Below are 26,948 nucleotides of genomic sequence, written 5' to 3'. Positions count from 1 at the left end.
GTTTAACGGCGAAACCTTTCGGAGATTCTCCAAACGACCTTCCATCATCCGAATTACGTTACGCATCAGAACGGCACCGAGCCCTCGCGCCCAAGCGGAGGGCTACCGTCACTTTTCTCCATAACGACAGACCAACACCTCACAATCAAACCTCCCTAGGAATGATTTGGGTGCCATTGGACAGCCGCCGCTTTTGTACAGCCAAGAGATTCAGTCGTGGCACGACCTCATAAGTCGCCGTCCACTCGCGACCACAAAAGGTCCATTTAGACCGTAAAAACGTCTCATAAAGACTTGACTGCGTCCAAATAGGACTTTATATTCAGCCAACTAACAACAACCAAAGAGCATTTATGATTAATTATTCAGTATGGAATAACAAAGGCGGCACTGGTAAAACAAGCCTGACATTCCAATCCGTTATTCGATTTGCCGAAAGAAATCCAGAAGAAAGAATTCTGGTGGTCGACATGTGTCCACAAGCTAATCTTTCAGAACTTTTTTTGGGTGGTTTATCAAACGAAGGTAGTTCAAAGCTACTAGAGCGCCAAGGCCTCACTCCGCGTTGCAGTATCGGCGGCTATTTTGACTCTCGATTGCCTTCGCCATTTTCTCCTCCCGCATTTGATGCATGGGACTACATTACTAGGCCTTCTGACTATAATAGTCAAATTCCAGAAAATATTTTTTTGGTCTGTGGAGATCCGCTTTTAGAGTTGCAAGCAATTGCAATGAACACGTTAGCTAACGCTAATTTACCAGGGGTTAACTCTTGGCTCGGCGTTATCGACTGGTTGAAAGACTTGCTGAATTTAGTGAAAGACGATTTTGATTATGTATTCACTGACACAAATCCAAGTTTTTCTATGTACACACAGATCGCACTGTCTTCAGCTGATCGCGTGATTTTGCCAGTGATGGCAGACGACTCTTCACGTCGGGCAATACAAAATGCATTTTCACTAATATATGGCCTAAAATTGCCATCGGAGGTATATGCACAATATACTTTCGCAACAAAAATGAATGACGCAGGTAGGCCATTACCTAAAATACATTTAATTTTGAAAAACAGGCTTACTCAATATATGGGTAAGGCATCTGCTTATGCCGCTGTCCTCGTAGGTATAGATCAAGACTTGAAAGGCTTGGTTAGGGCATACCCCCAGTACTTCACATTTAGTAAAGTCATAAGCGGGATCGTGGATGTACGTGATTTCGGTACAACTGGTGTAGTAGCATTTGCCAGAGGGTGTGCGTTTTCGACAATGCCTACAGGAAAACTGGATATTGGAGGCCATCGGGTACAGGTTAAGGTCGACTATAAAGATCAAGCGTTGGCTGTAATTGACGATATCGTCGACAAGTTGTAGGAAATATTGTTTAAACCCCGTAGCAATACGGGGATACTTATGACTTAACAAGAGTATTCTCGGGTTAAAGTCCGATAAACGAATGAAGGTTGACTCGTATTTTGTATTTACTACTGATCGGGAGCCTTACTACCGGATTTTAGAAAAATCTCGCTCGACTCGAAGTAGAGAAACACTTCCAAGTAAGCACCCGACTCCCACATATGATCTCCAGTGAACGCAGACTCTGTGTCCCACCGACGATCAGATGCGGGCAGGCCTGCTCGTGATTGGCTGCAGCACGGTATCAATCCGGGCGCACAACCTTGCCCGTCGCGAGATCGCGAATCACGCTCGGATTCTTGCGCCCACCCAGATTCCCACCCAACACGTAATCCACCTGCCCACGGAAATACTGCTCGACGCGAATCCGCGTCCGCGCCGCCAGTTGGCCCTGCGGGTTGGCCGACGTTGAAACCAACGGCCCGACCACCGCGCACAAATCCCGTACCAACGGGTGATCGCTGACCCGCAGCGCCACCGTTTCATGCACGCCGGTAATCCACTGCGGCAACATATTCTGATGCGGCACCAGCCAGGTGTTCGGCCCTGGCCAGGTGCTGGCCATGCGATCCATCCACAATTCAGGAAAGTCTTCGAAGAGGAAGTCGAACTGGCGAATGTTGTCGGCCACCAGAATCAACCCTTTTTCCACCGACCGGCCCTTGATCGCCAGCAGACGATAGACCGCTTCTTCGTCCCACGGGTCGCAACCCAGGCCCCAGACCGCTTCGGTTGGGTAGGCAATCACCGCGCCTGCGCGAATGGCTCGTGCGGCTTGTTGCACACGCCAACTGTTGACCATGAAAAACTCTCCGGAATAAGGCTCTGCGCAGTTTACCGATCTTCCTTATAAAACCTAGCTCACCCGCGCAAACCAGCGCCCGCTTTCGCAGACCGCACGGCCGTCCATTTCCAGCTCCGTCAGCGCTGCCAGCACTTTTGGCAGGGCCCAGCCGCTGGTGACGGACAACGCTTCACTGGTGTGGGGCGCGGCATGCAGGAGCATGAGCAACGGATGTGTCACCAAGGGTGTCGCTGTGGATAACGGCAACCGTTGCCAGCCACGCAAGGCTTCGAGGATGTGCTCGATGGTTTCCACCAGCACCGCCCCGTCGCGGATCAGCTGATGACAACCCTTTGCGCCCGGGTGGTGGATCGAACCTGGAATCGCATACACCTCGCGCCCTTGCTCCGCCGCCAGCCTCGCGGTGATCAACGAACCGCTGGCGACACTCGCCTCGACCACCAGCACACCCAGGGATAAACCGCTGATGATCCGATTGCGCCGAGGGAAGTTACTGGCGGTCGGTCCGGCGTCCAGCGGGAACTCTGAAAGCACTGCGCTGCCCGAAGCGATCATGGCGTCTGCCAGCCGTCGATTGCGCTGTGGATAAAACTTTTCAAGTCCCGTGCCAAGTACACCGACCGTTCGCCCGCCCACGTCCAAAGCGGCTTGATGGGCCGCGGCATCAATGCCCAGCGCCAGACCGCTGGTAATGACAAAACCGGCGCCGGCCAGACTGCGGGAAAATGCGGCGGCGGTGTCCATGCCCGGCCGCGAAGCGCGACGGCTGCCGACCATCGCCAACTGCGGTTTTTCCAGAATGCCGGGATCGCCCGCCACGAATAACAGCGGCGGCGCATCACTGATTTCTGCCAACAGTGCCGGATAGTCAGGTTGGTCCCACATCAGTAAATGCTGGCCCGGACGCTCTAACCAGGACAATGCATGGCTTGCGCCATCACGGATTTCACTGGAGCGCCTGGCCTCCGCGCAAGCGAGGGGCAAACCCAACGAACGCCAGGCACTGGCCGGCGCGCTGAGAGCCTTGGACGCCGAGCCGAAGGCCTCAAGCAATTTCTTGAAACGCGCAGGGCCGAGTTCCGGCAGGCGATGCAAACGTAAACGAGCTTCCAGTTCCGCAGGGGAAACCGGTGCAAAAGCAGACAGCGACATGGATCATCCTTGATCGTTATGAGCCCCGTTCAAACGGGAATAAGCTGTGGATAACTCTGTTGGTAACTTGTGGAGCCTGTTAAGGATTTCGCACCTTGTCCAGCACCGCCAGGGAGCGTGATGCATAGAGCACCAGCCCGTAGCTGAGCTTGTCGTAGGTGCGGAAAACCATCAGCAAACCGGCGCGCTCATCCGGGATTTTCAGTGGCTGACCGGTGATCCGGTCACGCACGGTTTCGCCGGTTTTCATCACCACCAACACGTTGCCTTCGACCAGGCCATCGCGCTGACCCTTGTTCAGCGTGACCACATCCAGCGCGCCAATTTGGGTAACCCCGCGCGGCACATCGATGATCACCCCGTTGATCTCGGTTTTTGGCGCACTGGGCATGAAGGTCGAGTTGATCGAGCGCTCTTCACCGCTGAACAAGCGGTCGCCGAGGCGGACTTCCTGAGTGGTGCGTTGCAGCGCCAGGGTGGCGACGTCGCCTTCGGTGGCCACAATCTCGCCACCGCCGATATCGTCGGCATTGATCCCCAAAAATTCTTTACTGACAGGATCGGTGTACACCTTGCCCTGACGGAAGATGCCGTAAACCGGCTGAGCCGGGTCGAAGTGACCGCGAGCGAAGATTCGGTCACCGGTGCCACTGAGCACGCGTTCGGCATCGCCGGCGACGATATAAGGCGCCTTGTTGAAGTCCTCGACCGTGTCGACGATGCGGTTGCTCAGCAGAAAACTGTTGATCGATTGCAGCGGAATGCTCGGTATAGCGTCGGCTACCGGGCTGCTGCGGATGCGTGGCGACAGCTTGATGGTGCCCCGGGAAGCGCCGCGGTTGAGGGTCAGGCGTGGCTGCCCGTTGACGTAGACCAGCGACAGCGAGTCGCCAGGGTAAATCAGATTAGGGTTTTCGATCTGTGGATTGGCCTGCCAGAGTTCCGGCCATTTCCACGGTTCACGAAGGAATTTCCCCGATATGTCCCAGAGTGTGTCACCGGATACCACGGTGTATTGCTGTGGAAAACCTTCCTTGAGTTGCACTTGCCCGTGCGCCAAACCGGCCGAGGCCAGAAGGAGCAAGGCGAGTAGTGATTTCCTCATGCGGTGAATCCCTTTATTATGTGCATTCGCGTAGAACGCCAGAGCCCTCGTGGCTCGCTCCCGACTCTTTACCAAAAAGAGCAGGAAGCTACGTTTTACAACGGTAGCCTGCATCTTCGGACCCGCCAGGCCATCGACCCGACATTACCTCAAACGTGCAGCAATTAAGCTTATGGCCATTTTAGACATCCTCGAATTCCCCGATTCGCGCCTGCGCACTATCGCCAAACCTGTGGCCGTAGTGGACGACGAAGTGCGTCAGTTGGTCGATGACATGTTTGAAACAATGTATGAAGCGCCAGGCATCGGCCTCGCCGCGACCCAGGTCAACGTGCACAAACGTATCGTCGTGATGGACCTCTCCGAAGACCGCAGCGAACCACGGGTGTTCATCAACCCCGAGTTCGAAACCCTGACCGACGAGATGGAGCAATATCAGGAAGGCTGCCTCTCGGTGCCGGGCTTCTACGAAAACGTCGATCGCCCACAGAAGGTTAAAGTCAAGGCTCTGGACCGAGACGGCCAGCCTTACGAACTGATCGCCGAAGGCCTGCTCGCGGTGTGCATCCAGCATGAATGCGACCACCTGAATGGCAAATTGTTCGTCGACTACCTGTCCAATCTCAAACGCGACCGAATCAAGAAGAAACTGGAAAAGCTCCATCGCCAGAACGCTTGATGCCCTCCTTTCAAAGGCTTGCTGCGGCAAGCCTTTTTCTTTTGCGAGACCTTTTGAATGACTGAGCCACTGCGCATCGTCTTTGCCGGCACCCCGGAATTCGCCGCCGAACACCTCAAGGCCCTGCTCGACAGCCCTTACGAGATCGTCGCGGTCTACACCCAACCGGACCGTCCGGCGGGCCGTGGGCAAAAGTTGATGCCAAGTCCGGTCAAGCAGTTGGCTCTGGAAAACAACATTCCTGTGCTGCAACCGCCAACCCTGCGCAACGAAGACGCTCAGGCTGAACTGGCCGCACTCAAGCCGGACTTGCTGGTGGTGGTCGCCTACGGCCTGATCCTGCCGCAAGTGGTGCTGGATATTCCGCGCCTGGGTTGCATCAACAGCCACGCCTCCTTGCTGCCACGCTGGCGCGGAGCGGCGCCGATCCAGCGAGCCGTTGAAGCGGGCGACAGCGAGAGCGGCGTGACCGTGATGCGCATGGAACTGGGCCTCGACACCGGGCCGATGCTGCTGAAAGTCACCACCCCGATCACCGGTGAAGACACCGGCGGCAGCCTCCACGACCGTCTGGCCGAAATGGGCCCGCCTGCGGTGATTCAGGCGATTGCCGGCCTCGCTGCCGGGACGCTGGAAGGCGAAGTGCAGGACGACAGCCTCGCCACTTATGCTCACAAATTGAACAAAGATGAAGCGCGCATCGACTGGAGTCGCCCGGCGGTTGAGTTGGAAAGTCTGGTCCGCGCCTTCAATCCATGGCCGATCTGTCACAGCACGCTGAACGGCGAAGCGCTGAAAGTCCTGGCCGCGAGCCTCGCCGAAGGGAAGGGCGCTCCAGGTGAAATCCTCAGCGCCAGCAAGGACGGTTTGATCGTCGCCTGCGGTGAGCAAGCCCTGTGTCTGACTCGTCTGCAATTGCCCGGCGGCAAGGCGCTGAACTTCAGCGACTTGTTCAACAGCCGTCGTGAGAAATTCGCCGTCGGCACCGTCCTCGGTCAAGCGGCGGACGCTCAATGAATCCACGTCTGGCCGCCGCCAAGGCACTTGCTGCTGTTCTTAACGGAAAAGCCTCACTCAACAGTTCCCTGCCGACGCAAATGGACAAGGTCGAGGATCGCGACCGCGGCTTCACTCAGGACCTGGCGTTCGGCACCGCGCGCTGGCAGCCACGTTTGTCGGCGCTGGCGGCCAAGTTGCTGCAGAAACCGTTCAAGGCAGCCGACGCCGATGTCGAAGCGCTGTTGCTGGTCGGTCTCTACCAGTTGCTCTACACCCGGGTTCCGGCCCACGCCGCCATCGGTGAAACCGTGGGTTGCGCCGACAAGCTGAAAAAGCCTTGGGCCAAGGCCTTGCTCAACGCCGTGTTGCGCCGCGCCCAGCGTGAAAGCGAAGCGCTGCTGGCCGAGCTGGAACACGATCCAGTGGTGCGCACTGCCCACCCGCGCTGGCTGCAAAAATCCCTCAAGGCTTTCTGGCCTGAGCAGTGGGAAGCCATTTGTGCGGCGAACAACGCGCATCCGCCGATGATCCTGCGGGTCAACCGTCGTCATCACAGCCGCGATGCTTATCTCGGATTGCTGACCGACGCCGGCATTGCCGCCACGCCGTGTGTTTACAGTCAGGACGGCATCATTCTCGACGCCGCTGCCGACGTGCGCAGCTTGCCGGGTTTCGCCGAAGGCTGGATCAGCGTGCAGGACGAAGCCGCGCAACTGGCCGCCGATCTGCTCGACCTGGCACCGGGCCAACGGGTGCTGGATGCCTGCTGCGCACCGGGCGGCAAGACCTGCCACATCCTTGAAGCCGAACCGGCCCTCGCCGGCGTGGTGGCGGTGGACCTGGAAGCCAAGCGTCTGGTGCGGGTACGGGAAAACCTCGCACGCCTGGGCCTGAGCGCCGAACTGATCGCCGCCGACGGCCGCGACACCGCCACCTGGTGGGACGGCAAGCCGTTCCAGCGCATTCTGCTGGACGCGCCATGCTCGGCCACCGGTGTGATTCGTCGTCACCCGGACATCAAGCTGACTCGCCAACCCGATGACATCGCCGCACTCGCGGTTCTCCAAGGCGAACTGCTGGACGCCATGTGGATAACGTTGGAGGTCGGCGGGATCCTGCTTTACGCCACCTGCTCCACGCTGCCGACCGAGAACACCGAAGTCATCGAAGCCTTCCTCGCTCGCACGCCGGGCGCCCGTGAACTGGACCTCGCCACCCAGGCCGGCATCAAGCAACCTCACGGTCGCCAATTGCTGGCCCAGGACGGCGGTCACGACGGGTTCTACTACGCCAAGCTGATCAAGATCGCCGCCGCGCGCGGTTAATGGGTTTTAAGGGAGTGACTGGATGAAAATCATCATCCTCGGCGCAGGGCAGGTCGGCGGTTCGCTGGCAGAACACTTGGCCAGCGAGGCCAACGACATCACGGTGGTCGACACCGACGGTGAACGCCTGCGTGACCTCGGCGATCGGCTGGACATCCGCACCGTGCAAGGCCGCGGCTCGCTGCCGACGGTGCTGCGTCAGGCCGGAGCCGACGACGCCGACATGCTGGTGGCGGTGACCAACAGCGACGAAACCAACATGATTGCCTGCCAGGTGGCCCACTCCCTGTTTCACACGCCGACCAAGATTGCCCGGGTTCGCGAAGCCGCCTACCTGACTCGCTCCGAGCTGTTCGACAACGAAGCGATTCCGGTGGACGTGCTGATCAGCCCGGAGCAAGTGGTCACCAATTACATCAAGCGCCTGATCCAGCATCCGGGCGCCTTGCAAGTGATCGACTTCGCCGAAGGCAAAGCCCAATTGGTGGCGGTCAAGGCGTACTACGGCGGCCCGCTGGTGGGTCAGCAACTGCGTCAGTTGCGTGAGCACATGCCGAATGTCGAAACCCGTGTGGCGGCGATTTTCCGTCGTGATCGGCCGATCCTCCCTCAAGGCGATACGGTGATCGAGGCAGACGACGAAGTCTTTTTCATCGCCGCCAAGGCGAATATTCGCGCCGTGATGAGCGAAATGCGCCGCCTCGATGAGAGCTACAAGCGCATCGTCATCGCGGGCGGCGGGCAGATCGGTGAACGTCTGGCCGAGGCCATCGAAAGCCGTTACCAAGTGAAGATCATCGAGATGAACCCGGCGCGCTGCCGTCATCTCTCGGACACTCTCGACAGCACCGTGGTGTTGCAGGGCAGTGCCTCCGACCGCGACTTGCTGATGGAAGAGAACATCGCCGACGCTGATCTTTTCCTGGCGCTGACCAACGACGACGAAGCCAACATCATGTCTTCGCTGCTGGCCAAGCGCCTGGGCGCGAAGAAGGTGATGACCATCATCAACAACCCGGCCTATGTCGACCTGATCCAGGGCGGCGACATCGACATCGCCATCAGCCCGCAATTGGCAACCATCGGCACCTTGCTGGCGCACGTTCGTCGCGGCGATATCGTCAGCGTGCACTCATTGCGCCGGGGCGCGGCGGAAGCCATCGAGGCGATTGCCCATGGCGATGAAAAGTCGAGTAAGGTCATCGGCAAGTCCATTGAGAACATTGGCCTGCCGCCGGGCACCACCATCGGCGCAATCATCCGTGACGAAGAGGTGATCATTGCCCACGACGACACGGTGATCGCGGCGGGTGACCATGTGATTCTGTTCCTTGTGGATAAAAAGCATATTCGGGATGTGGAAAAGCTGTTCCATGTGGGACTCAGTTTCTTCTGATCCAGGATTTGCGGTGGCAAGACTGGCCTCATCGCGAGCAAGCTCGCTCCCACAGTAGACTTTTAGTGAGCACAGATTTTGTGTCCGGCAAAAATCCACTGTGGGAGCGAGCTTGCTCGCGATAGCGGTCTTACTAAGACAGATCCCCCCCTGGCACCACTCATTAAGGAATTCACCATGCTCGAATCCCTGGAAAAAATGCTCGCCAAGGGTGTGGATAACTCATTGCTGCGCTTCGGGCTGGGCAAGGGTTATCTGGACCTTGGGGAAAACGCCAAGGCTGCTGAGCATTTCCAGCGTTGCGTCGAATTCGATCCGAAGTATTCGGCAGCCTGGAAGCTATTGGGCAAGGCCCATCTGGGGCTGAAGGATTTCGCGTCCGCACGTCAGGCGTGGGAACAGGGCCTGGAAGCCGCTCGCGTCCATGGCGACAAGCAGGCCGAAAAAGAAATGACGGTGTTTCTGAAGAAGCTTGAGCGTCAGGCTCACTGATCAGAGGTAGCGCAGGCCAATGCCATCGGCATCCACCAGCACCACTTCCATGCGCACCCGCGGCGCGCCTGTGGGTAAGTCCTGCACCTGACCGTACACCACCGCGCCCTTGCGCAACGCCGACAAGCCCGGATGCTTGACGTAGACGCCTGTCGTCGACAGGTTACGCGTCTGGCCCAGGCATTCGCCGAAACTGTGGTGACTGATCTTGATACGAAATGATTTGCGGTGTTCGGACATCTTCTGCGCCCTTTATTGAACGGTGTGGATAACCCTGGACTCAGGTTATCCACAGATCATGCCAATCAACTCAATACCAGCGTTCTTCACCCGGCGGACGCTTCTTGAAGCGCTTCATGCTCCACATGTACTGGCTCGGATACGCCCGCACATAGCGCTCGACCACCTGGCTCATGGCTGCGCAGGACGTTTCGGTATCAGTGCTGTACATGGCCTCTGGCGCGGCTTCGAGGATCACTTTGTAACCCGAACCGTCGGGCAGACGTAGCGCATGCAGGAACACGCCGACCGCTTTGCCGCCGGCGAGCATGTTCGGTACGAATTTGCTGGTCAGGGCCTGGGTGGCGAAGAACGGCACGAAAATCCCGGCGGATTCGGACGGTTCCGGGTCAGCGGGAATGCCCACTGCACCACCTTTGCGCACTTCCTTGATAACACTGAGGATGCCTTCCTTGGTAGAAGCCGCAACTCGGTTACCCAATTGCACCCGCTGCTTGCGCAGCAAATCATCCACCGCCTTCAACTTTGGCGGGCGATAGAAAATGATCGGTTTGCACTGGCTGCAATAGAAGTGGTTCAACACTTCCCAGTTGCCCAGGTGGCTGGTGATACCGACGACACCTTTGCCGGAGGCGAGGGCGTCCTTTAATACGTCGAGACCTTCGACTTCACGCACCAGGTCGATGGAGCGCTGGGCCGGCCAGATCCAGGCGCAGGCGCTTTCGGTCAGGGACTTGCCGATGTCTTTCAAGCTCTGGCCTACCAGACGCTCACGCTCGGCCGGGTCCATATCCGGAAAACACTTGGCGAGATTGATCCGCACGACATCGCGGGAACGGTTAGGGGTTTTCCACATGACCCAGCCGATGACCGAGCCCACTGCCTGCACTGCCCGCCACGGAAGCAGGGCAAACAGCCGCAGAGCGCCTACCAGCAAGGCGCCTTTAAACTTATCCACAGGTCACTCCTGATCTTGTGCTGTGCGCGAGGCGGCTATTCTAACCGCCGATCGCCAGCGCCGCGTAGCGATCGCAATCCTGGGTGTGGTCCATGACCATGCCCGAGGCCTGCATCAGCGCGTAACAAATAGTCGGGCCGACGAACGTGAAGCCGGCCTTTTTCAGGCCTTTGCTCATCTCCACGGCGGTCGGCGTCACGGCCGGCACTTCACTGCGATCCTTGAAATGGTTGATCACAGGCTTGCCGTCGACGAAGGACCAGAGAAACTCCACCGGATCCTCCAGCGCCAGCCAGGCCTGGGCATTGCGCCGGGCCGCATTGAGTTTGAGGCGATTGCGAATGATGCCCGGATCGAGCATCAATTCATCGATTTCGGCGTCGCTCATTTGCGCCACGCGTTGTACGTCGAAGCCGAACATTACCTGACGATAGTGCTCACGTTTACGCAGCACGGTGATCCAGGAAAGGCCGGCCTGGAACCCTTCGAGCAAAAGCAACTCGAACAATCCCTGCGCATCGCGTAGCGGCGTGCCCCACTCCTGATCGTGATAAGCCATGTACAGCGGATCTTCGGAACACCAAAAGCAGCGTGGCATAAGGCTCCAGGGGGCGTGCGCAGGACCGAATCGGGTATACTCCCGCTCTTTAAATCGCAGCCCAAGAAACAGGTGAATTTCGTGAGCCAGCCTACGCCAGCCGTGCGTACCTTCCAAGACTTGATCCTCGCCCTCCAGCAATACTGGGCCGAGCAAGGTTGTGTGGTACTTCAGCCCTACGATATGGAAGTAGGCGCCGGGACTTTCCACACTGCCACGTTTCTGCGTGCCATTGGCCCGGAAACCTGGAACGCCGCTTATGTGCAGCCCAGTCGTCGCCCGACTGACGGCCGCTACGGCGAAAACCCGAACCGTCTGCAGCACTACTACCAGTTCCAGGTCGTGCTGAAGCCGAACCCGGACAACTTCCAGGAACTGTACCTGGGCTCCCTCAAGCATGTCGGCCTGGACCCACTGGTCCACGACATTCGCTTCGTTGAAGACAACTGGGAATCGCCAACACTGGGCGCCTGGGGTCTGGGCTGGGAAGTCTGGCTCAACGGCATGGAAGTGACGCAGTTCACTTACTTCCAGCAAGCGGGCGGCATCGAGTGCTACCCGGTGACCGGCGAGATCACTTACGGTCTTGAGCGTCTGGCCATGTACCTGCAAGGCGTGGATTCGGTCTACGACCTGGTCTGGGCTGACGGTCCGTTCGGCAAAGTGACCTACGGCGACGTGTTCCACCAGAACGAAGTGGAGCAATCGACCTACAACTTCGAACACGCCAACGTCGAGAAGCTGTTCGAACTGTTCGATTTCTACGAAAGCGAAGCCAAGCGCCTGATCGAACTCGACCAGCCGCTGCCGTTGCCGAGCTACGAAATGGTGTTGAAGGCCTCCCACACCTTCAACCTGCTGGATGCGCGCCGGGCAATCTCGGTGACCGCGCGTCAGCAATACATTCTGCGTGTCCGCACCCTGGCGCGTTCCGTTGCGCAAGCCTATCTGCTGGCTCGCGCCAAGCTGGGCTTCCCGATGGCGACCCCGGACCTGCGTGACGAAGTACTGGCCAAGCTGGAGGCAGCACAATGAGTGCTCTAGATTTTCTGGTTGAACTGGGCACCGAAGAACTGCCACCCAAAGCCCTGAACACCCTGGCCGATGCGTTCCTGGCCGGTATCGACAAGGGCCTGCAAGCCGCTGGCCTGAACTACGAGACCAAAACCGTCTACGCCGCGCCACGTCGTCTGGCTGTGCTGATCACCGATCTGGCGACTCAGCAGCCGGATCGCAGCATCAACCTCGATGGCCCGCCACGTCAGGCCGCGTTCGATGCCGAAGGCAACCCGACTCAAGCGGCATTGGGCTTCGCCAAGAAGTGCGGCGTCGACCTGAGCGAAATCGATCAAAGCGGCCCGAAACTGCGCTACAGCCAAAGCATCGCCGGCAAGCCAACCGCGAGCCTGCTGCCGACCATCGTCGAAGACTCCCTGAACGACCTGCCAATTCCCAAGCGCATGCGCTGGGGCGCTCGCAAGGAAGAATTCGTTCGCCCGACCCAGTGGCTGGTGATGCTGCTCGGTGACCAGGTCATCGATTGCACCATCCTCGCCCAGAAGGCGGGTCGAGATTCCCGTGGTCACCGCTTCCATCACCCGGAAAGCGTGCGCATCACCTCGCCGGCCAACTACTTGACCGACCTGCGTGCCGCCTATGTATTGGCCGATGCCAATGAGCGTCGTGAGCTGATCAGCAAGCGCGTCGAAGAGCTGGCGACGATGCAGGAAGGGACGGCGATCGTGCCCCCAGCGCTGCTCGACGAAGTGACCGCGCTGGTTGAATGGCCGGTGCCGCTGGTGTGCTCGTTCGAAGAGCGTTTCCTCGACGTGCCGCAAGAAGCCCTGATCACCACCATGCAGGACAACCAGAAGTACTTCTGCCTGCTGGATGCCGACGGCAAGTTGCTGCCACGTTTCATTACCGTGGCCAACATCGAAAGCAAAGACCCGCAACAGATCATCGCCGGTAACGAGAAAGTGGTTCGTCCACGCCTGACCGACGCCGAGTTCTTCTTCAAGCAAGACAAGAAGCAGAAACTCGAAGACTTCAACCTGCGTCTGCAGAACGTGGTGTTCCAGGAAAAACTCGGCAGCGTCTACGACAAGGCCGAGCGTGTTTCCAAACTCGCTGCGTTCATCGCTCAACGCATTGGCGGCAACGCCGCGTGGGCTTCCCGTGCAGGCCTGCTGTCCAAGTGCGACCTGTCGACCGAGATGGTCGGTGAGTTCCCGGAGATGCAAGGTGTCGCCGGTTACTACTACGCCCTCAACGACGGCGAGCCGGAAGAAGTTGCACTGGCACTGAACGAGCAGTACATGCCGCGCGGTGCCGGTGCTGAACTGCCGACCACCCTGACCGGTGCGGCCGTGGCCATCGCTGACAAGCTCGACACGCTGGTGGGTATTTTCGGTATCGGCATGCTGCCAACCGGTAGCAAAGACCCGTACGCCTTGCGCCGTGCTGCACTCGGCGTGTTGCGCATCCTGATCGACAAGAAGCTCGACCTCGACCTGAACGACGCCGTGGCTTTCGCCGTGAATGCCTTCGGTACCAAGGTCAAGGCTGCCGGCCTCAATGACTCGGTGCTGGAGTTCATCTTCGACCGTCTGCGTGCCCGTTACGAAGACGAAGGCGTGGATGTCGGGACTTACCTGTCGGTTCGTGCCCTGAAACCGGGTTCGGCGCTGGACTTCGATCAGCGCGTACAAGCGGTAGAAGCTTTCCGCAAATTGCCGGAAGCCGCTGCCCTGGCCGCAGTGAACAAGCGCGTTTCGAACTTGCTGAGCAAGGTCGAAGGCTCTGTTCCTTCGGTCGTGGAAGCCAAGTACTTCGACAACGCCAACGAGTTCTCCCTGTACTCGGCGATCCAGCAGGCTGACCAGGCTGTCCAGCCGATGGCGGCGGCGCGTCAATACAGCGAATCGCTGGCACGTCTGGCTGCCTTGCGCGAGCCAGTGGATGCGTTCTTCGAAGCGGTGATGGTCAACGCTGAAGATGCCAAGGTCCGCGCCAACCGTTATGCGCTACTGTCGCGTCTGCGTGGGCTGTTCCTCGGCGTTGCCGACATTTCTCTGCTGGGTTGAGGGGCTGCTGTTGAAACTGCTGATTCTCGATCGGGACGGGGTGATCAATTACGACTCCGACGCTTACATCAAGTCGGTGGAGGAGTGGATTCCGCTCCCGGGTTCGATCGAAGCCATCGCGCAGTTGAGCAAGGCCGGCTGGACGGTAGCGGTAGCTACCAACCAGTCGGGCATCGCTCGCGGCTATTACGACATCGCCACCCTGGACGCCATGCACGAGCGCTTGCGCTCGTTGGTGGCGGAGCAGGGCGGTGAAGTCGGGCTGATCGTCTATTGCCCGCACGGGCCGGACGATGGCTGCGATTGCCGCAAACCAAAACCCGGGATGTTGAAAACCATCGCCGCGCATTACAACGTATCGCTGACTGATCTTTGGTTCGTCGGCGATACCCTTGGTGACCTGGAGGCCGCCAAAGCCGTCGATTCTCAGCCAGTTTTGGTAAAGACCGGGAAAGGCGAAAAGACTTTGGGCAAGACCCTACCGGTAGGCACCTTGATTTTTGACGATCTGGCGGCGATTGCCGCAGAACTTATCCACAATTAGAGTGCTTCGATTGTTCCTGACCAAGGATTGATCGGGAGTGCGCTTGAATAGGCGGGCAGTGCCCGCAACGGTAAATGTCGCCATGTCGATACTGCAGGCCATCAGAACCTTCCTCTTTTACCTGCTGCTGGGCACCAGCTCTTTGCTTTGGTGCAGCCTGAGCTTTTTTATCGCGCCTTTTCTGCCGTTCAAGGCGCGGTATCGCTTCATCAATGTGTACTGGTGCCGCTGCGCCTTGTGGCTGAGCAAGGTTTTCCTGGGCATCAGCTACGAAGTGAAGGGCGCCGAGAACGTGCCAGACCAGCCCTGCGTGATTCAGTCGAACCACCAGAGCACGTGGGAGACGTTCTTTCTATCCGCCTACTTTGAGCCATTGAGCCAGGTACTTAAGCGTGAACTGCTCTTCGTTCCGTTTTTCGGCTGGGCCATGGCCATGCTGCGACCGATCGCCATCGACCGCGACAACCCGAAAGCGGCGCTCAAGCATGTGGCGAAGAAAGGCGATGAACTGCTCAAAGACGGCGTCTGGGTCCTGATCTTCCCAGAGGGAACGCGCGTTCCTTACGGCACCATCGGAAAGTTCTCTCGGGGTGGTACCGCTTTAGCCGTCAACGCCGCACTTCCCGTGCTGCCGATTGCGCACAATGCTGGCAAGTTCTGGCCGAAAACCGGTTGGGCGAAGAAGCAGGGCGTCATCACCGTGATCATCGGCGCACCCTTGTATGCCGAGGGTAGCGGGCCGCGTGCGGTTGCCGAGTTGAATGATCGGGTCCAGGCCTGGAACGAGCAGATGCAACGTGAAATGGGTTCGCTGCCACCCGCCCCGCAAGCCCCGGCTGCTACCGATCAAGTGGCTGTCTGAGATTTTGTGGATAACCTGTGTACCGTTTGGTTGAAATGCGTCGAATTTAGTTCGTAGGTTTATGATTTATATACATATTTTATAAACCCATAAAAAACCGAAAAAGGTGCATAAGTTTTTTTTGGACGTAAAAAAACCGGCTGATATAGCCGGTTTTTTTATGCCCGCAATGGCCGTGTTTCAATCGTTGCACATCATCAAGAGTGGATTGTTACCAGAGCCATTTACGGACAATAAAAAAGGCCAACGCTTGAGCGCTGGCCTTTTTCGTTTGGCAGGTTCGCTGGATCAGAAGTCCAGGTTGGAAACCGCCAGGGCGTTGCTTTCGATGAAGTCACGACGAGGCTCGACCGCATCACCCATCAGGGTGTTGAAGATCTGGTCCGCGCCAATGGCGTCTTCGATGGTCACTTTGAGCATCCGGCGCTGGCTTGGGTCCATGGTGGTTTCCCACAGCTGATCCGGGTTCATTTCGCCCAGACCTTTGTATCGCTGGATGGTGTGACGCTTGGTGCTTTCGGCCATCAGCCATTCAAGGGCTTCCTTGAACTCGGTGACCGGCTTCTTGCGCTCGCCACGCTGGATATACGCGCCATCGTCCAGCAAGGTGCTCAGTTGAGCGCCCAGAGAAACAACCGTCTTGTAATCGTTGCTGCCGAAGAAGTCGCGGTTGAAGGTGACGTAGTTCGACAAGCCGTGGGAGATCAGTTCGACCTCAGGCAGCCAGACGTTACGTTCACGGTCTTCACGCAGGCTGGCTTTGTAAACCAGGCCGGACTTCTCGACGGTGCGCAGGCGAACTTCGTACTGGGCCATCCAATCCTGCATCGCAGCGTGATCGGACAATTGCTCCAGGCTAACGGCAGGCAGGTAGATGAAGTGCTCGGTCAGCTCCTGTGGGTACAGGCGCGACAGACGCTTGAGTGTCTTCATTACCAGACGGAAGTCATTCACCAGACGCTCGAGGGCGGGACCGGAAATACCCGGGGCTTCCTCGTTCAGGTGCAGGCTCGCATCTTCCAGGGCCGACTGCGTCATGTACTCTTCCATGGCGTCGTCGTCTTTGATGTATTGCTCTTGCTTGCCCTTCTTGACCTTGTACAGCGGTGGCTGAGCGATGTAGATGTAACCGCGCTCGATCAGCTCCGGCAACTGACGGAAGAAGAAGGTCAGCAGCAGGGTACGGATGTGCGAACCGTCGACGTCAGCATCGGTCATGATGATGATGTTGTGGTAACGCAGCTTCGCGATGTTGTACTCATCGCGGCCAATGCCACAGCCCAGCGCGGTGATCAAGGTGCCCACTTCTTGCGAAGAGATCATCTTGTCGAAGCGCGCCTTCTCGACGTTCAGGATCTTGCCCTTGAGCGGCAGGATGGCTTGGGTCCGACGGTTGCGTCCCTGCTTGGCGGAGCCGCCAGCAGAGTCACCTTCCACGAGGTACAGTTCGGAAAGGGCAGGGTCTTTTTCCTGGCAGTCAGCCAGTTTGCCCGGCAGACCGGCGATATCCAGCGCGCCTTTACGACGTGTCATCTCACGGGCTTTACGCGCCGCTTCACGAGCGCGAGCCGCATCGATCATCTTGCCGACGACCAGTTTGGCTTCGTTCGGGTTTTCCAGCAGGAAGTCGGAGAAGTACTTGCCCATTTCCTGTTCGACCGCGGTCTTCACTTCGGAAGAAACCAGCTTGTCTTTGGTCTGGGAGCTGAACTTTGGATCCGGCACTTTTACCGAGATGATCGCGGTCAGGCCTTCACGGGCATCGTCACCGGTGGTCGCGACTTTGTGCTTCTTCGCCAGACCTTCAGCTTCGATGTAAGTGTTCAGGTTGCGCGTCAGAGCGGAACGGAAACCCACCAGGTGAGTACCGCCATCGCGCTGTGGAATGTTGTTGGTGAAGCACAACAGGTTCTCGTTAAAGCTGTCGTTCCACTGCAACGCGATTTCCACGCCGATGCCGTCTTCGCGCTGGATGTTGAAGTGGAACACCTGGTTGACCGGGGTCTTGTTGGTGTTCAGGTATTCAACGAACGCACGCAAGCCACCTTCGTACTTGAACAGCTCTTCCTTACCGCTGCGCTCATCCTTGAGGACGATGCCGACACCGGAGTTGAGGAAGGACAGTTCACGAATCCGCTTGGCCAGGATGTCCCAGCTGAAGTGGATGTTCTTGAAGGTCAGGTCAGATGGCTTGAAGTGAATCTGGGTACCGGTGGTTTCGCTTTCACCGACGATTTTCATCGGTTCTTTTGGAACACCGTGGATGTAAGTCTGTTCCCAGATTTTGCCGCTACGGCGAACGGTCAAGACCAGCTCTTCGGACAGGGCGTTCACAACCGACACACCTACACCGTGTAGACCGCCGGATACTTTGTAGGAGTTGTCGTCGAACTTACCACCGGCGTGCAGCACGGTCATGATGACCTCGGCTGCCGAGACGCCTTCTTCTTTGTGCACGTCTACCGGGATACCACGACCGTTGTCGCGAACGGTGATGGATTCGTCCGGGTGGATGATGATGCTGATGTCGTCGCAGTGGCCAGCGAGCGCTTCATCGATGGAGTTGTCGACTACCTCGAAGACCATGTGGTGCAGACCGCTACCATCGTCGGTGTCACCAATGTACATACCGGGACGTTTGCGTACGGCATCCAGGCCTTTCAGCACTTTAATGCTCGTTGAGTCGTAGGTATTCGTATTTTCTTCGCTCAATGCCTTCACTCCCGATGGTCGTGGGTCTGGGTGATACGGCCCTGTTCCACGTGGAACAGAGCGACTGGCGTTTCCGTCTGCCAGCCTTCCCTCAATAATTCGTGATCTACACAGGTGATAAACACCTGGCAGCGTAAGTCTTCCAGCAAGCGGCAAAGCGCGCGGCGGTGGTGCTCGTCCAGTTCGGACGGCAGGTCATCCACCAGATAAATACACTGGCCGCGTCGGGCCTGGCTGACCAGGTGCCCTTGGGCAATCCGCAATGCACAGACCACCAGCTTCTGCTGACCGCGGGACAAGATGTCCGCGGCGTTGTGTGCGCCCAATCTAAGACGCAAATCAGCACGCTGTGGTCCGGCCTGGGTATGACCCATTTGCTGATCCCGCTGAAGGGACCCGGCGAGCACTGCACTCAGTTCGCGGTCTTTGTCCCAACCTCGGTAATAGCTGAGCGTTAAGCCCTCGAGCTCAACCAGTTCGCTCAAGGTCTGTTCAAAGACTGGTTTCAAGGCTTTGATATAAGCGCGGCGGTATTCATCAATTTCAGCGCTGGCCTGGCACAGTTCCCTGTCCCAAACGGCTTGCGAAACGGCGTCAAGTGTACCATGCCGCAGCCAAGAGTTTCTCTGGCGCAGGGCCTTCTGCAAGCGCTGCCAGGTGGACATGAATCTTGGTTCCACGTGGAACACGCCCCAGTCGAGAAACTGCCGGCGAATCTTCGGTGCACCTTCCAGCAAGCGGAAGCTATCAGGGTTGATCAGCTGCAGCGGCAGGATCTCCGCCAGTTGCGCCGCGCTGCGAGCGTTCTGCCCGTCGATGCGGATCTGGAACTCCCCTTGACGGTCGCGGGAGATCCCCAAGGCGCTGTGCCCACCCTCGGCCAACTCCACCTGCCCAAACACCGTACAGGCGAGCTGCTCATACTGGATAACAGGCAACAGGCGGGTGCTACGAAACGAACGGGCAAGCCCCAGCAGATGAATGGCTTCCAGAACACTGGTTTTGCCGCTGCCGTTGGCGCCGTAAAGAATGTTGATTCGGGGGGAGGGGGAGAAGGTCACCGGGTGCAGATTGCGCACCGCGGTGACCGAGACGCGACTTAAGGACATCTAGCTTCTGCTGAGCATGATTACAGACGCATCGGCATGACAACGTAGGCCGAGTCGTCGTTGTCGGACTCTTGCACCAGCGCACTGCTGTTGGAGTCGGACAGAATCAGACGAACCTGCTCAGTCGTCATGACGCCCAACACGTCCAGCAGGTAGCTCACGTTGAAGCCGATTTCCAGATTGCCGCCGTTGTACTCGACGCCCACTTCTTCTTCCGCTTCTTCCTGTTCGGGGTTGTTCGCCTGGATCTTCAGCTGACCGTTGGCCAGTTGCAGACGAATGCCGCGGTACTTCTCGTTGGACAGAATCGCGGTACGGCTGAACGCTTCACGCAGGGCCTGACGATCGCCGAGAACCAGTTTGTCGCCGCCCTTAGGCAGAACGCGCTCGTAGTCAGGGAATTTGCCGTCGACCAGTTTCGAGGTAAAGGTGAATTCGCCAGTGGTGGCGCGGATGTGATGTTGACCCAGAACGATGCTGACGATGCCGTCCGGTTCGGTCAGCAGACGCGCCAGCTCAAGGATACCCTTGCGCGGCACGATCACCTGGTGACGATCCGGCTGACCGATATCGGCCTTCATCGAGCACATGGCCAGACGGTGACCGTCGGTGGCCACGGCGCGGATGATGCCTTCGGAAACTTCCAGCAGCATGCCGTTGAGGTAGTAACGCACGTCCTGCTGGGCCATGGCGAAGCTGGTGCGTTCGATCAAACGGCGCAGTTTGCTTTGCTCAAGGCTGCACGTCAGCGAGCCGGGGCCTTCTTCCACAGTCGGGAAGTCATTGGCCGGCAGGGTCGACAGGGTGAAGCGGCTACGGCCGGCCTTCACCACGAGCTTCTGCTCGTCGACCTTGATGTCGATCAGCGCATCGTTCGGCAAGCTTTTGCAGATATCCATCAGCTTGCGCGCAGGCACAGTGATGGAACCTGGATCAGCAGGCTCTTCGAGTTGTACACGACCGACCAGCTCGACTTCCAGGTCGGTACCGGTCAGCGACAATTGCTGGCCTTCGACAACCAGCAGCACGTTGGAGAGCACCGGCAAGGTCTGTCGGCGCTCGACGACGCCTGCGACCAGTTGCAGGGGTTTCAACAGGGCTTCGCGTTGAATGGTGAAATGCATGGTCTAGTCCCTTGCCTTAATAAGCTGCGCTGGTGTTCATCAAGTGGTCAGTGTACGCAGCAGGTTCTTGTAGTCCTCGCGGATGTCCGCGTCGGATTCCTTAAGTTCGTTGATCTTGCGGCAGGCGTGCAAAACAGTCGTGTGGTCCCGGCCGCCAAACACATCGCCGATTTCCGGCAGGCTGTGGTTAGTCAACTCTTTGGACAATGCCATTGCAACCTGACGCGGACGTGCGACCGAGCGTGAACGACGCTTGGACAGCAGGTCGGAGATCTTGATCTTGTAGTACTCGGCGACCGTGCGCTGAATGTTATCCACAGAGACCAGTTTGTCTTGCAGCGCCAACAAGTCTTTCAGGGATTCGCGAATCAGCTCGATGGTGATGTCGCGGCCCATGAAGTGCGAGTGGGCGATCACGCGTTTCAGCGCGCCTTCCAGCTCACGGACGTTGGAGCGAATACGCTGGGCAATGAAGAACGCCGCGTCATGGGGCAGATCGACTTTGGCCTGATCGGCCTTTTTCATCAGGATCGCCACACGGGTTTCCAGCTCCGGCGGCTCGACGGCTACCGTCAGGCCCCAGCCGAAGCGGGATTTGAGGCGCTCTTCAAGGCCTTCGATTTCTTTCGGGTAGCGGTCACTGGTGAGAATGACCTGCTGGCCACCTTCAAGCAGGGCGTTGAAGGTGTGGAAAAACTCTTCCTGGGAACGTTCTTTGCGGGCGAAGAATTGAATGTCATCGATCAACAACGCATCCACTGAACGGTAGAAGCGCTTGAACTCGTTGATGGCGTTCAGCTGCAGGGCCTTGACCATATCGGCCACGAACCGCTCGGAATGCAGGTACACAACCTTGGCATTCGGATTCTTCTTTAATAGGTGGTTACCCACCGCGTGCATCAAGTGGGTTTTACCCAAGCCGACGCCACCATAAAGGAAGAGCGGGTTGTAACCGTGCTTGGGATTGTCCGCCACTTGCCAGGCCGCAGCCCGGGCCAGTTGGTTGGACTTGCCCTCGACGAAGTTTTCGAAGGTGAAGGTGCGGTTCAGGTAGCTGGTGTGCTTGAGCGCGCCTTCGACCTGCACCGTACGCTGTTCGGCGCGAATCGGAGCTTGTTGCGAACTGGCACCGGCCATTGGATCGAAGCTGTCGCGCGATGGCTCTTCATTAACTTCGGCAACTTTTTGCGTCGCACGCTTGGTCGGAGCGGCTACCGGGGCTGGCGCCGTAGCGCTGACAGGTGCCTGAGCCTGTGAAGCAGCAGCGGCCAACGGAGCATTTGGGGCGGCACGCGGTGCCGAACTGCGTTTGCTGCCTATTAATAAGGACAGCGCCGGCGCCATGCCATTGCCATGCTCATCCAGCAGTTCAAGGACGCGGCCCAGGTACTTTTCGTTGACCCAGTCGAGAACAAAGCGATTCGGTGCGTAGACACGCAACTCGTCGCCTTCGGCTTCGACCTGTAGTGGACGGATCCAAGTGTTGAATTGTTGGGCAGGCAGCTCATCGCGCAAAAGCTCCACGCACTGCTGCCAAAGTTCCACTGACACGGATATCCCCTAAGTTGAAAGCCGGTGAGGCAAAAACAAGCCGCCATTGTAGCCGACCAAGCCCCGACTTATCCACACGAAGGTTGTGCACCTCCCATGAAGAATCAGTGATTTATACGAAAAAAAGACGACCAGCGGTCTGTGCATAAGCTCTGTGGATAACCGGGTCTAAGGTCGTTGTACAAGTGGGGGGGAAACTCGGTGGATAACCACGCTGTGGATAAGTACCTCTTTCACACACAGCTTATCCGACAGCGCAGCACAGGGTTACCACCGTTTTCCACCGTAGTTGTCATTCTCTGTACATCACGACTTTAAAGGGCTGATGGCAGTTATCCACAGATGATCGTGCCCCTAGCTTTTATAAGCTTTACAGAAAAGCTTTAAATACTTTCCTTCTTAATTTCTATATCTAGCCAGGGAGCGCGGAAGGAAAAACGTCTGGAGATCTATTTATAAGGAAACGCTGGTTGGAAATTGACCTAGAGGCTTGCTTTCTCTAGAATCCCCGGTCTCTTAAAACGGGGGCCATTCCGGCCCGTTGTGGACGAACCAGGTAACACGACAATGAAACGTACTTTCCAACCAAGCACTATCAAACGCGCTCGTACCCACGGTTTCCGTGCTCGCATGGCTACCAAAAACGGTCGTGCCGTTCTGTCGCGTCGTCGCGCCAAAGGTCGTGCGCGTCTGGCAGTTTGATAAGCCGGCACTGGAGGTGAGTCAGGACTTCAGTCGGGAAAAGCGTCTGCTTACTCCCCGGCATTTCAAGGCAGTCTTTGACTCCCCTACCGGCAAGGTTCCGGGGAAAAATCTCCTGCTCCTTGCGCGCAACAACGATCTCGATCACCCCCGTCTCGGGCTGGTTATCGGGAAAAAGAGCGTAAAGCTCTCCGTCGAGCGCAATCGCCTCAAACGTCTGATGCGCGAATCGTTCCGTCTGAACCAGGACTCACTGGCCGGCTGGGACATCGTTATCGTCGCGCGCAAAGGTTTGGGTGACGTAGAAAACCCCGAATTGATTCAGCATTTCGGCAAACTCTGGAAGCGTCTGGCACGTAGCACGCCGGTACCAGCAGTCAAAACCGAAACTGTAGGGGTAGACAGTCCCGATGCGTAAACTGGCACTCGTTCCGATCCAGTTTTATCGCTATGCCATTAGTCCTCTGATGGCCAGTCACTGTCGTTTCTACCCCAGTTGTTCCTGCTACGCGTATGAAGCCATAGAAAATCATGGCCTTCTGCGCGGTGGCTGGCTGGCCTTTCGTCGTTTAGGTCGCTGTCATCCGTGGAATCCCGGTGGTTATGACCCGGTTCCATCTATCCCTACCTCCCGTTCTTCTTCGATGGCCGAGTAATCATGGATATCAAACGCACGATCCTGATCGTCGCCCTGGCAATCGTGTCCTACGTTATGGTTCTTAAATGGAACCAGGACTATGGCCAGGCTGCCCTGCCGACTCAGAATGTTGCTTCCAGTACTACCGCACCGGGCCTACCGGATACGGCGACTGGCAATAATGCTTCTGTCAGTGACGACATTCCACGCGCCGCAAGCGATACCAGTGCAACTGCACCTGCTGAAACACCAGTAGCTGCAAGCAAAGACCTCATCCAGATCAAAACGGATGTGCTCAACCTGGCAATCGATCCACAAGGTGGTGATGTTGCGCAGTTGACGCTGCCGCTGTATCCACGTCGCCAGGACCATCCGGAAATTCCATTCCAGTTGTTCGATAACGGCAACGAGCGGACTTATCTGGCTCAAAGCGGTTTGATCGGCACCGACGGTCCGGACGGAAGTCCTGCCGGTCGTCCGGTTTACTCCTCGGAGAAGAAGATTTACCAACTGGCTGACGGTCAGGACCAATTGGTCGCAGACCTGAAGTTCAGCAAGGACGGCGTCAACTACATCAAGCGTTTCACCCTGAAACGTGGCCTGTATGACGTAACCGTTTCCTACCTGATCGATAACCAGAGTGCCAAACCCTGGTCCGGTGCAATGTTCGCGCAATTGAAGCGTGACGCCAGCTCCGATCCTTCTTCCAGCACCGCCACCGGCACCGCGACTTACCTGGGCGCCGCCCTGTGGACAAGTAACGAGCCGTACAAGAAAGTGTCCATGAAGGACATGGACAAGGCTCAGCTGAAAGAAACCGTTAACGGTGGTTGGGTTGCATGGTTGCAGCACTACTTCGTGACCGCGTGGATTCCGGCGAAAGGCGAAAATAACCTCGTCCAGACCCGTAAAGACAGCAAAGGCAACTACATCATCGGCTACACCGCTCCGGCAATGACTGTCGCGCCAGGTGCAAAAGCCGAGACCAGTGCCGTTCTGTATGCCGGTCCAAAAAGTCAGGCTGTGCTGAAAGAGTTGTCCCCAGGTCTGGAACTGACCGTCGACTACGGCATTCTGTGGTTCATTGCCCAGCCAATCTTCTGGCTGCTGCAACACATCCACGCGCTGGTCGGTAACTGGGGCTGGTCGATCATCTTCCTGACCATGCTGATCAAAGGGATCTTCTTCCCGCTGTCGGCTGCCAGCTACAAATCCATGGCGCGCATGCGTGCAGTGGCACCGAAACTGGCCGCGCTGAAAGAGCAACATGGCGACGACCGGCAGAAAATGTCGCAATCCATGATGGAGCTGTACAAGAAAGAGAAGATCAATCCGCTGGGTGGTTGCTTGCCAATCCTCGTGCAGATGCCGGTTTTCCTTTCGTTGTACTGGGTTCTGCTGGAAAGCGTTGAAATGCGCCAAGCGCCGTTCATGCTGTGGATTACTGACCTGTCGATCAAGGATCCGTTCTTCATTCTGCCGATCATCATGGGTGCAACCATGTTCATCCAGCAGCAGCTGAACCCGACTCCTCCGGATCCGATGCAGGCCAAGGTGATGAAGCTGATGCCAATCATCTTCACCTTCTTCTTCCTGTGGTTCCCGGCTGGTCTGGTGCTGTACTGGGTAGTGAACAACTGCCTGTCGATCGCCCAACAGTGGTACATCACTCGTAAGATCGAAGCAGCTACCAAAGCAGCTGCCTGATTTACACTGTGAATAACCACTCAAAACGCCCCCTAGTGGGGCGTTTTGCTATCTGTCACTTTTGTCTGGATAACGGTTTATGAGCGTTCCTCGTGAAACCATCGCCGCCGTCGCCACCGCTCAAGGTCGCGGCGGTGTGGGCATCGTCCGTATTTCCGGACCGCTGGCAAGTGTTGCCGCCAAGGCCTTCAGCGGTCGTGAACTCAAGCCAAGGTTTGCCCACTACGGCCCGTTCCTCAGTGAAAACGATGAGGTGCTGGATCAAGGCATTGCCCTGTATTTTCCAGGCCCGAACTCGTTCACCGGCGAAGATGTGCTGGAGCTCCAGGGCCATGGCGGTCCGATAGTTCTGGATATGCTGCTCAAGCGTTGCCTGGAACTGGGCTGTCGGTTGGCCCGGCCGGGTGAATTCAGCGAGCGCGCGTTCCTCAATGACAAACTCGACCTGGCTCAGGCCGAGGCGATTGCCGACTTGATCGAGGCGAGTTCTGCACAGGCTGCACGAAATGCCCTGCGTTCCTTGCAGGGCGCATTTTCCGAGCGTGTGCATAACCTCACCGAGCAACTGATTGGCCTGCGCATCTATGTCGAAGCGGCGATCGACTTCCCTGAAGAAGAAATCGACTTCCTCGCCGATGGTCATGTACTGAGCATGCTCGACAAAGTGCGTGACGAGTTATCCACCGTACTACGAGAAGCCGGGCAGGGTGCCTTGCTGCGTGACGGCATGACCGTTGTGATCGCCGGCCGGCCGAATGCCGGTAAATCCAGCCTGTTGAATGCACTGGCCGGTCGTGAAGCAGCGATCGTCACCGAGATCGCCGGCACCACCCGGGACATTCTTCGTGAACATATCCACATCGATGGTATGCCGCTGCACGTGGTCGACACCGCTGGTCTGCGAGATACCGACGACCAGGTGGAAAAAATCGGTGTCGAACGGGCGCTGAAAGCCATCGGCGAGGCTGATCGCGTGCTGTTGGTGGTCGATGCTACCGCTCCTGAGGCACTTGATCCGTTCGCGTTATGGCCTGAATTTCTGGAAATCCGTCCCGATCCGGCGAAAGTCACGCTAATCCGTAACAAGGCAGACCTCACGGGCGAAGCCATTGCCCTGGAAGTCAGCGAGGATGGCCACGTCACCATCAGCCTGAGCGCCAAGTCTGCAGGTGAAGGGCTGGAATTGCTGCGTGACCATCTCAAGGCCTGCATGGGCTACGAACAGACCTCGGAAAGCAGCTTCAGTGCTCGCAGGCGTCACCTTGAAGCGTTGCGTCACGCCAGTGCTTCCCTTGAGCACGGCCGTGCACAGTTGACCCTTGCGGGTGCCGGCGAACTGTTGGCCGAGGATTTGCGACAAGCCCAACACGCTTTGGGTGAAATCACCGGTGCTTTCAGCTCCGATGACTTGCTGGGACGGATCTTTTCCAGCTTCTGTATCGGTAAATAGTCCTCCCGTTGTCCACAGACAGGCCATTCGTGCCTGTCTGTTCCCTCCTTTTCATGAATTCTCTTCCAGTGCTGAGCAGATTCTTTCTGCTTGAGCGGATTTTCCGTGCCCTGGATTTGCTTATTCAGCAGTTTTCTGTGGATTAAGCCCTGTGAATAACTGCCACTAAGGGCAGTTGATAACAGGGCCTCAAAACTGAAGATAACCGCCCCTGTGGATAAGCACCCCTTTCATCCACAGGCTTAGACCGGTTATCCAAGGGCCTCCTTGGCACATGACCACAGGGTTTTGAATCTCTGT

At 57.5% G+C, this 26,948-nt stretch carries 25 protein-coding genes; 15 read left to right on the top strand and 10 right to left on the bottom strand.

Annotated features, from left to right (window positions below):
- Nucleotides 1-353: 353 nt before the first annotated feature.
- Nucleotides 354-1,373 (top strand): ParA family protein, encoded by a 1,020-nt coding sequence (locus ACYZTZ_RS28205; RefSeq protein WP_462000315.1) that lies wholly within the window; start codon nt 354-356, stop codon nt 1,371-1,373.
- Nucleotides 1,374-1,659: 286 nt separating this feature from the next.
- Here the strand turns inward: ACYZTZ_RS28205 and ACYZTZ_RS28200 are convergent, their stop codons facing one another.
- From ACYZTZ_RS28200 to ACYZTZ_RS28190, 3 genes are all read right to left on the bottom strand, one after another.
- Nucleotides 1,660-2,217 carry an L-threonylcarbamoyladenylate synthase gene (locus ACYZTZ_RS28200; RefSeq protein ID WP_462000314.1) on the bottom strand — a complete coding sequence of 186 codons (558 nt, stop codon included), beginning with the start codon at nt 2,215-2,217 and terminating at the stop codon, nt 1,660-1,662.
- Nucleotides 2,218-2,271: 54 nt separating this feature from the next.
- Nucleotides 2,272-3,372 (bottom strand): DNA-processing protein DprA, encoded by a 1,101-nt coding sequence (gene dprA, locus ACYZTZ_RS28195; protein WP_462000313.1) that lies wholly within the window; start codon nt 3,370-3,372, stop codon nt 2,272-2,274.
- Nucleotides 3,373-3,451: 79 nt separating this feature from the next.
- Nucleotides 3,452-4,477, bottom strand: a complete 1,026-nt coding sequence (locus tag ACYZTZ_RS28190) for a LysM peptidoglycan-binding domain-containing protein (protein WP_462000312.1) — start codon at nt 4,475-4,477, stop codon at nt 3,452-3,454.
- Nucleotides 4,478-4,649: 172 nt separating this feature from the next.
- On the opposite strand from ACYZTZ_RS28190, the gene def reads away from it, so the two are divergent.
- The 5 genes from def to ACYZTZ_RS28165 all read left to right on the top strand — a co-directional run bounded on the left by def (nt 4,650) and on the right by ACYZTZ_RS28165 (nt 9,368).
- Nucleotides 4,650-5,156, top strand: a complete 507-nt coding sequence (def, locus tag ACYZTZ_RS28185; RefSeq protein WP_008155676.1) for a peptide deformylase — start codon at nt 4,650-4,652, stop codon at nt 5,154-5,156.
- 57 nt (nt 5,157-5,213) lie between these two features.
- Nucleotides 5,214-6,173 (top strand): methionyl-tRNA formyltransferase, encoded by a 960-nt coding sequence (gene fmt, locus ACYZTZ_RS28180; RefSeq protein WP_462000311.1) that lies wholly within the window; start codon nt 5,214-5,216, stop codon nt 6,171-6,173.
- On the top strand, nt 6,170-7,480 hold the full coding sequence (gene rsmB / locus ACYZTZ_RS28175) for a 16S rRNA (cytosine(967)-C(5))-methyltransferase RsmB (RefSeq protein ID WP_046044915.1): 1,311 nt from the start codon (nt 6,170-6,172) through the stop codon (nt 7,478-7,480). Before fmt ends, rsmB begins: the two co-directional genes overlap by 4 nt.
- A gap of 22 nt (nt 7,481-7,502) precedes the next feature.
- Entirely contained in the window at nt 7,503-8,876 is a 1,374-nt protein-coding gene (gene trkA / locus ACYZTZ_RS28170) for a Trk system potassium transporter TrkA (RefSeq protein ID WP_056738489.1), read from the top strand.
- A gap of 177 nt (nt 8,877-9,053) precedes the next feature.
- Entirely contained in the window at nt 9,054-9,368 is a 315-nt protein-coding gene (locus ACYZTZ_RS28165) for a tetratricopeptide repeat protein (protein ID WP_462000310.1), read from the top strand.
- On the opposite strand, the gene ACYZTZ_RS28160 is transcribed toward ACYZTZ_RS28165, so the two are convergent.
- From ACYZTZ_RS28160 to tag, 3 genes are all read right to left on the bottom strand, one after another.
- Nucleotides 9,369-9,608, bottom strand: coding sequence for a PilZ domain-containing protein (locus ACYZTZ_RS28160; protein WP_462000309.1), 240 nt, complete (start codon nt 9,606-9,608; stop codon nt 9,369-9,371).
- 70 nt (nt 9,609-9,678) lie between these two features.
- Entirely contained in the window at nt 9,679-10,566 is an 888-nt protein-coding gene (locus ACYZTZ_RS28155) for a lysophospholipid acyltransferase (RefSeq protein ID WP_462000308.1), read from the bottom strand.
- A 40-nt stretch (nt 10,567-10,606) separates the two neighbouring features.
- A complete protein-coding gene (gene tag, locus ACYZTZ_RS28150; RefSeq protein ID WP_150657777.1) occupies nt 10,607-11,164 on the bottom strand; it encodes a DNA-3-methyladenine glycosylase I in 558 nt (185 codons plus the stop codon).
- An 81-nt stretch (nt 11,165-11,245) separates the two neighbouring features.
- Between tag and glyQ the strand changes: the two genes are divergently transcribed.
- The 4 genes from glyQ (at nt 11,246) to ACYZTZ_RS28130 (ending at nt 15,656) form a co-directional block, all read left to right on the top strand.
- The gene (gene glyQ, locus ACYZTZ_RS28145; RefSeq protein ID WP_003213601.1) at nt 11,246-12,199 is read left to right on the top strand and encodes a glycine--tRNA ligase subunit alpha; all 954 of its coding nucleotides are present in this window, start codon (nt 11,246-11,248) and stop codon (nt 12,197-12,199) included.
- Nucleotides 12,196-14,250: a glycine--tRNA ligase subunit beta gene (gene glyS / locus ACYZTZ_RS28140; protein ID WP_462000307.1), complete on the top strand. Its 2,055-nt coding sequence runs from the start codon at nt 12,196-12,198 to the stop codon at nt 14,248-14,250. The genes glyQ and glyS overlap by 4 nt, the downstream gene beginning before the upstream one ends.
- A gap of 4 nt (nt 14,251-14,254) precedes the next feature.
- Nucleotides 14,255-14,794 carry a D-glycero-beta-D-manno-heptose 1,7-bisphosphate 7-phosphatase gene (gmhB, locus tag ACYZTZ_RS28135; RefSeq protein ID WP_462000722.1) on the top strand — a complete coding sequence of 180 codons (540 nt, stop codon included), beginning with the start codon at nt 14,255-14,257 and terminating at the stop codon, nt 14,792-14,794.
- Nucleotides 14,795-14,876: 82 nt separating this feature from the next.
- Entirely contained in the window at nt 14,877-15,656 is a 780-nt protein-coding gene (locus tag ACYZTZ_RS28130) for a lysophospholipid acyltransferase family protein (protein WP_462000306.1), read from the top strand.
- 288 nt (nt 15,657-15,944) lie between these two features.
- On the opposite strand, the gene gyrB is transcribed toward ACYZTZ_RS28130, so the two are convergent.
- The 4 genes from gyrB to dnaA are packed head-to-tail and all read right to left on the bottom strand — an operon-like array spanning nt 15,945 to nt 22,152.
- Nucleotides 15,945-18,368 carry a DNA topoisomerase (ATP-hydrolyzing) subunit B gene (gene gyrB / locus ACYZTZ_RS28125; RefSeq protein WP_008155700.1) on the bottom strand — a complete coding sequence of 808 codons (2,424 nt, stop codon included), beginning with the start codon at nt 18,366-18,368 and terminating at the stop codon, nt 15,945-15,947.
- 5 nt (nt 18,369-18,373) lie between these two features.
- The gene (gene recF / locus ACYZTZ_RS28120; RefSeq protein ID WP_007969883.1) at nt 18,374-19,477 is read right to left on the bottom strand and encodes a DNA replication/repair protein RecF; all 1,104 of its coding nucleotides are present in this window, start codon (nt 19,475-19,477) and stop codon (nt 18,374-18,376) included.
- A 20-nt stretch (nt 19,478-19,497) separates the two neighbouring features.
- Nucleotides 19,498-20,601, bottom strand: coding sequence for a DNA polymerase III subunit beta (gene dnaN, locus ACYZTZ_RS28115; protein ID WP_008155702.1), 1,104 nt, complete (start codon nt 20,599-20,601; stop codon nt 19,498-19,500).
- A gap of 39 nt (nt 20,602-20,640) precedes the next feature.
- Nucleotides 20,641-22,152 carry a chromosomal replication initiator protein DnaA gene (gene dnaA, locus ACYZTZ_RS28110; protein ID WP_462000305.1) on the bottom strand — a complete coding sequence of 504 codons (1,512 nt, stop codon included), beginning with the start codon at nt 22,150-22,152 and terminating at the stop codon, nt 20,641-20,643.
- A 567-nt stretch (nt 22,153-22,719) separates the two neighbouring features.
- Between dnaA and rpmH the strand changes: the two genes are divergently transcribed.
- From rpmH to mnmE, 5 genes are all read left to right on the top strand, one after another.
- On the top strand, nt 22,720-22,854 hold the full coding sequence (gene rpmH / locus ACYZTZ_RS28105) for a 50S ribosomal protein L34 (protein ID WP_003213577.1): 135 nt from the start codon (nt 22,720-22,722) through the stop codon (nt 22,852-22,854).
- 16 nt (nt 22,855-22,870) lie between these two features.
- A complete protein-coding gene (gene rnpA / locus ACYZTZ_RS28100) occupies nt 22,871-23,272 on the top strand; it encodes a ribonuclease P protein component (protein ID WP_031319201.1) in 402 nt (133 codons plus the stop codon).
- Nucleotides 23,265-23,510: a membrane protein insertion efficiency factor YidD gene (gene yidD, locus ACYZTZ_RS28095; protein ID WP_074872215.1), complete on the top strand. Its 246-nt coding sequence runs from the start codon at nt 23,265-23,267 to the stop codon at nt 23,508-23,510. Before rnpA ends, yidD begins: the two co-directional genes overlap by 8 nt.
- Before the next feature lie 2 nt (nt 23,511-23,512).
- On the top strand, nt 23,513-25,198 hold the full coding sequence (gene yidC, locus ACYZTZ_RS28090; RefSeq protein WP_462000304.1) for a membrane protein insertase YidC: 1,686 nt from the start codon (nt 23,513-23,515) through the stop codon (nt 25,196-25,198).
- Between the two features lie 79 nt (nt 25,199-25,277).
- Nucleotides 25,278-26,648 carry a tRNA uridine-5-carboxymethylaminomethyl(34) synthesis GTPase MnmE gene (gene mnmE, locus ACYZTZ_RS28085; RefSeq protein ID WP_033059689.1) on the top strand — a complete coding sequence of 457 codons (1,371 nt, stop codon included), beginning with the start codon at nt 25,278-25,280 and terminating at the stop codon, nt 26,646-26,648.
- The last annotated feature ends 300 nt before the right edge of the window (nt 26,649-26,948 follow it).

This window comes from Pseudomonas sp. LB3P58, from assembly GCF_054897895.1.
The sequence above is the reverse complement of the archived record's forward strand: the minus strand, read 5'-3'. Positions and strand labels throughout refer to the sequence as shown.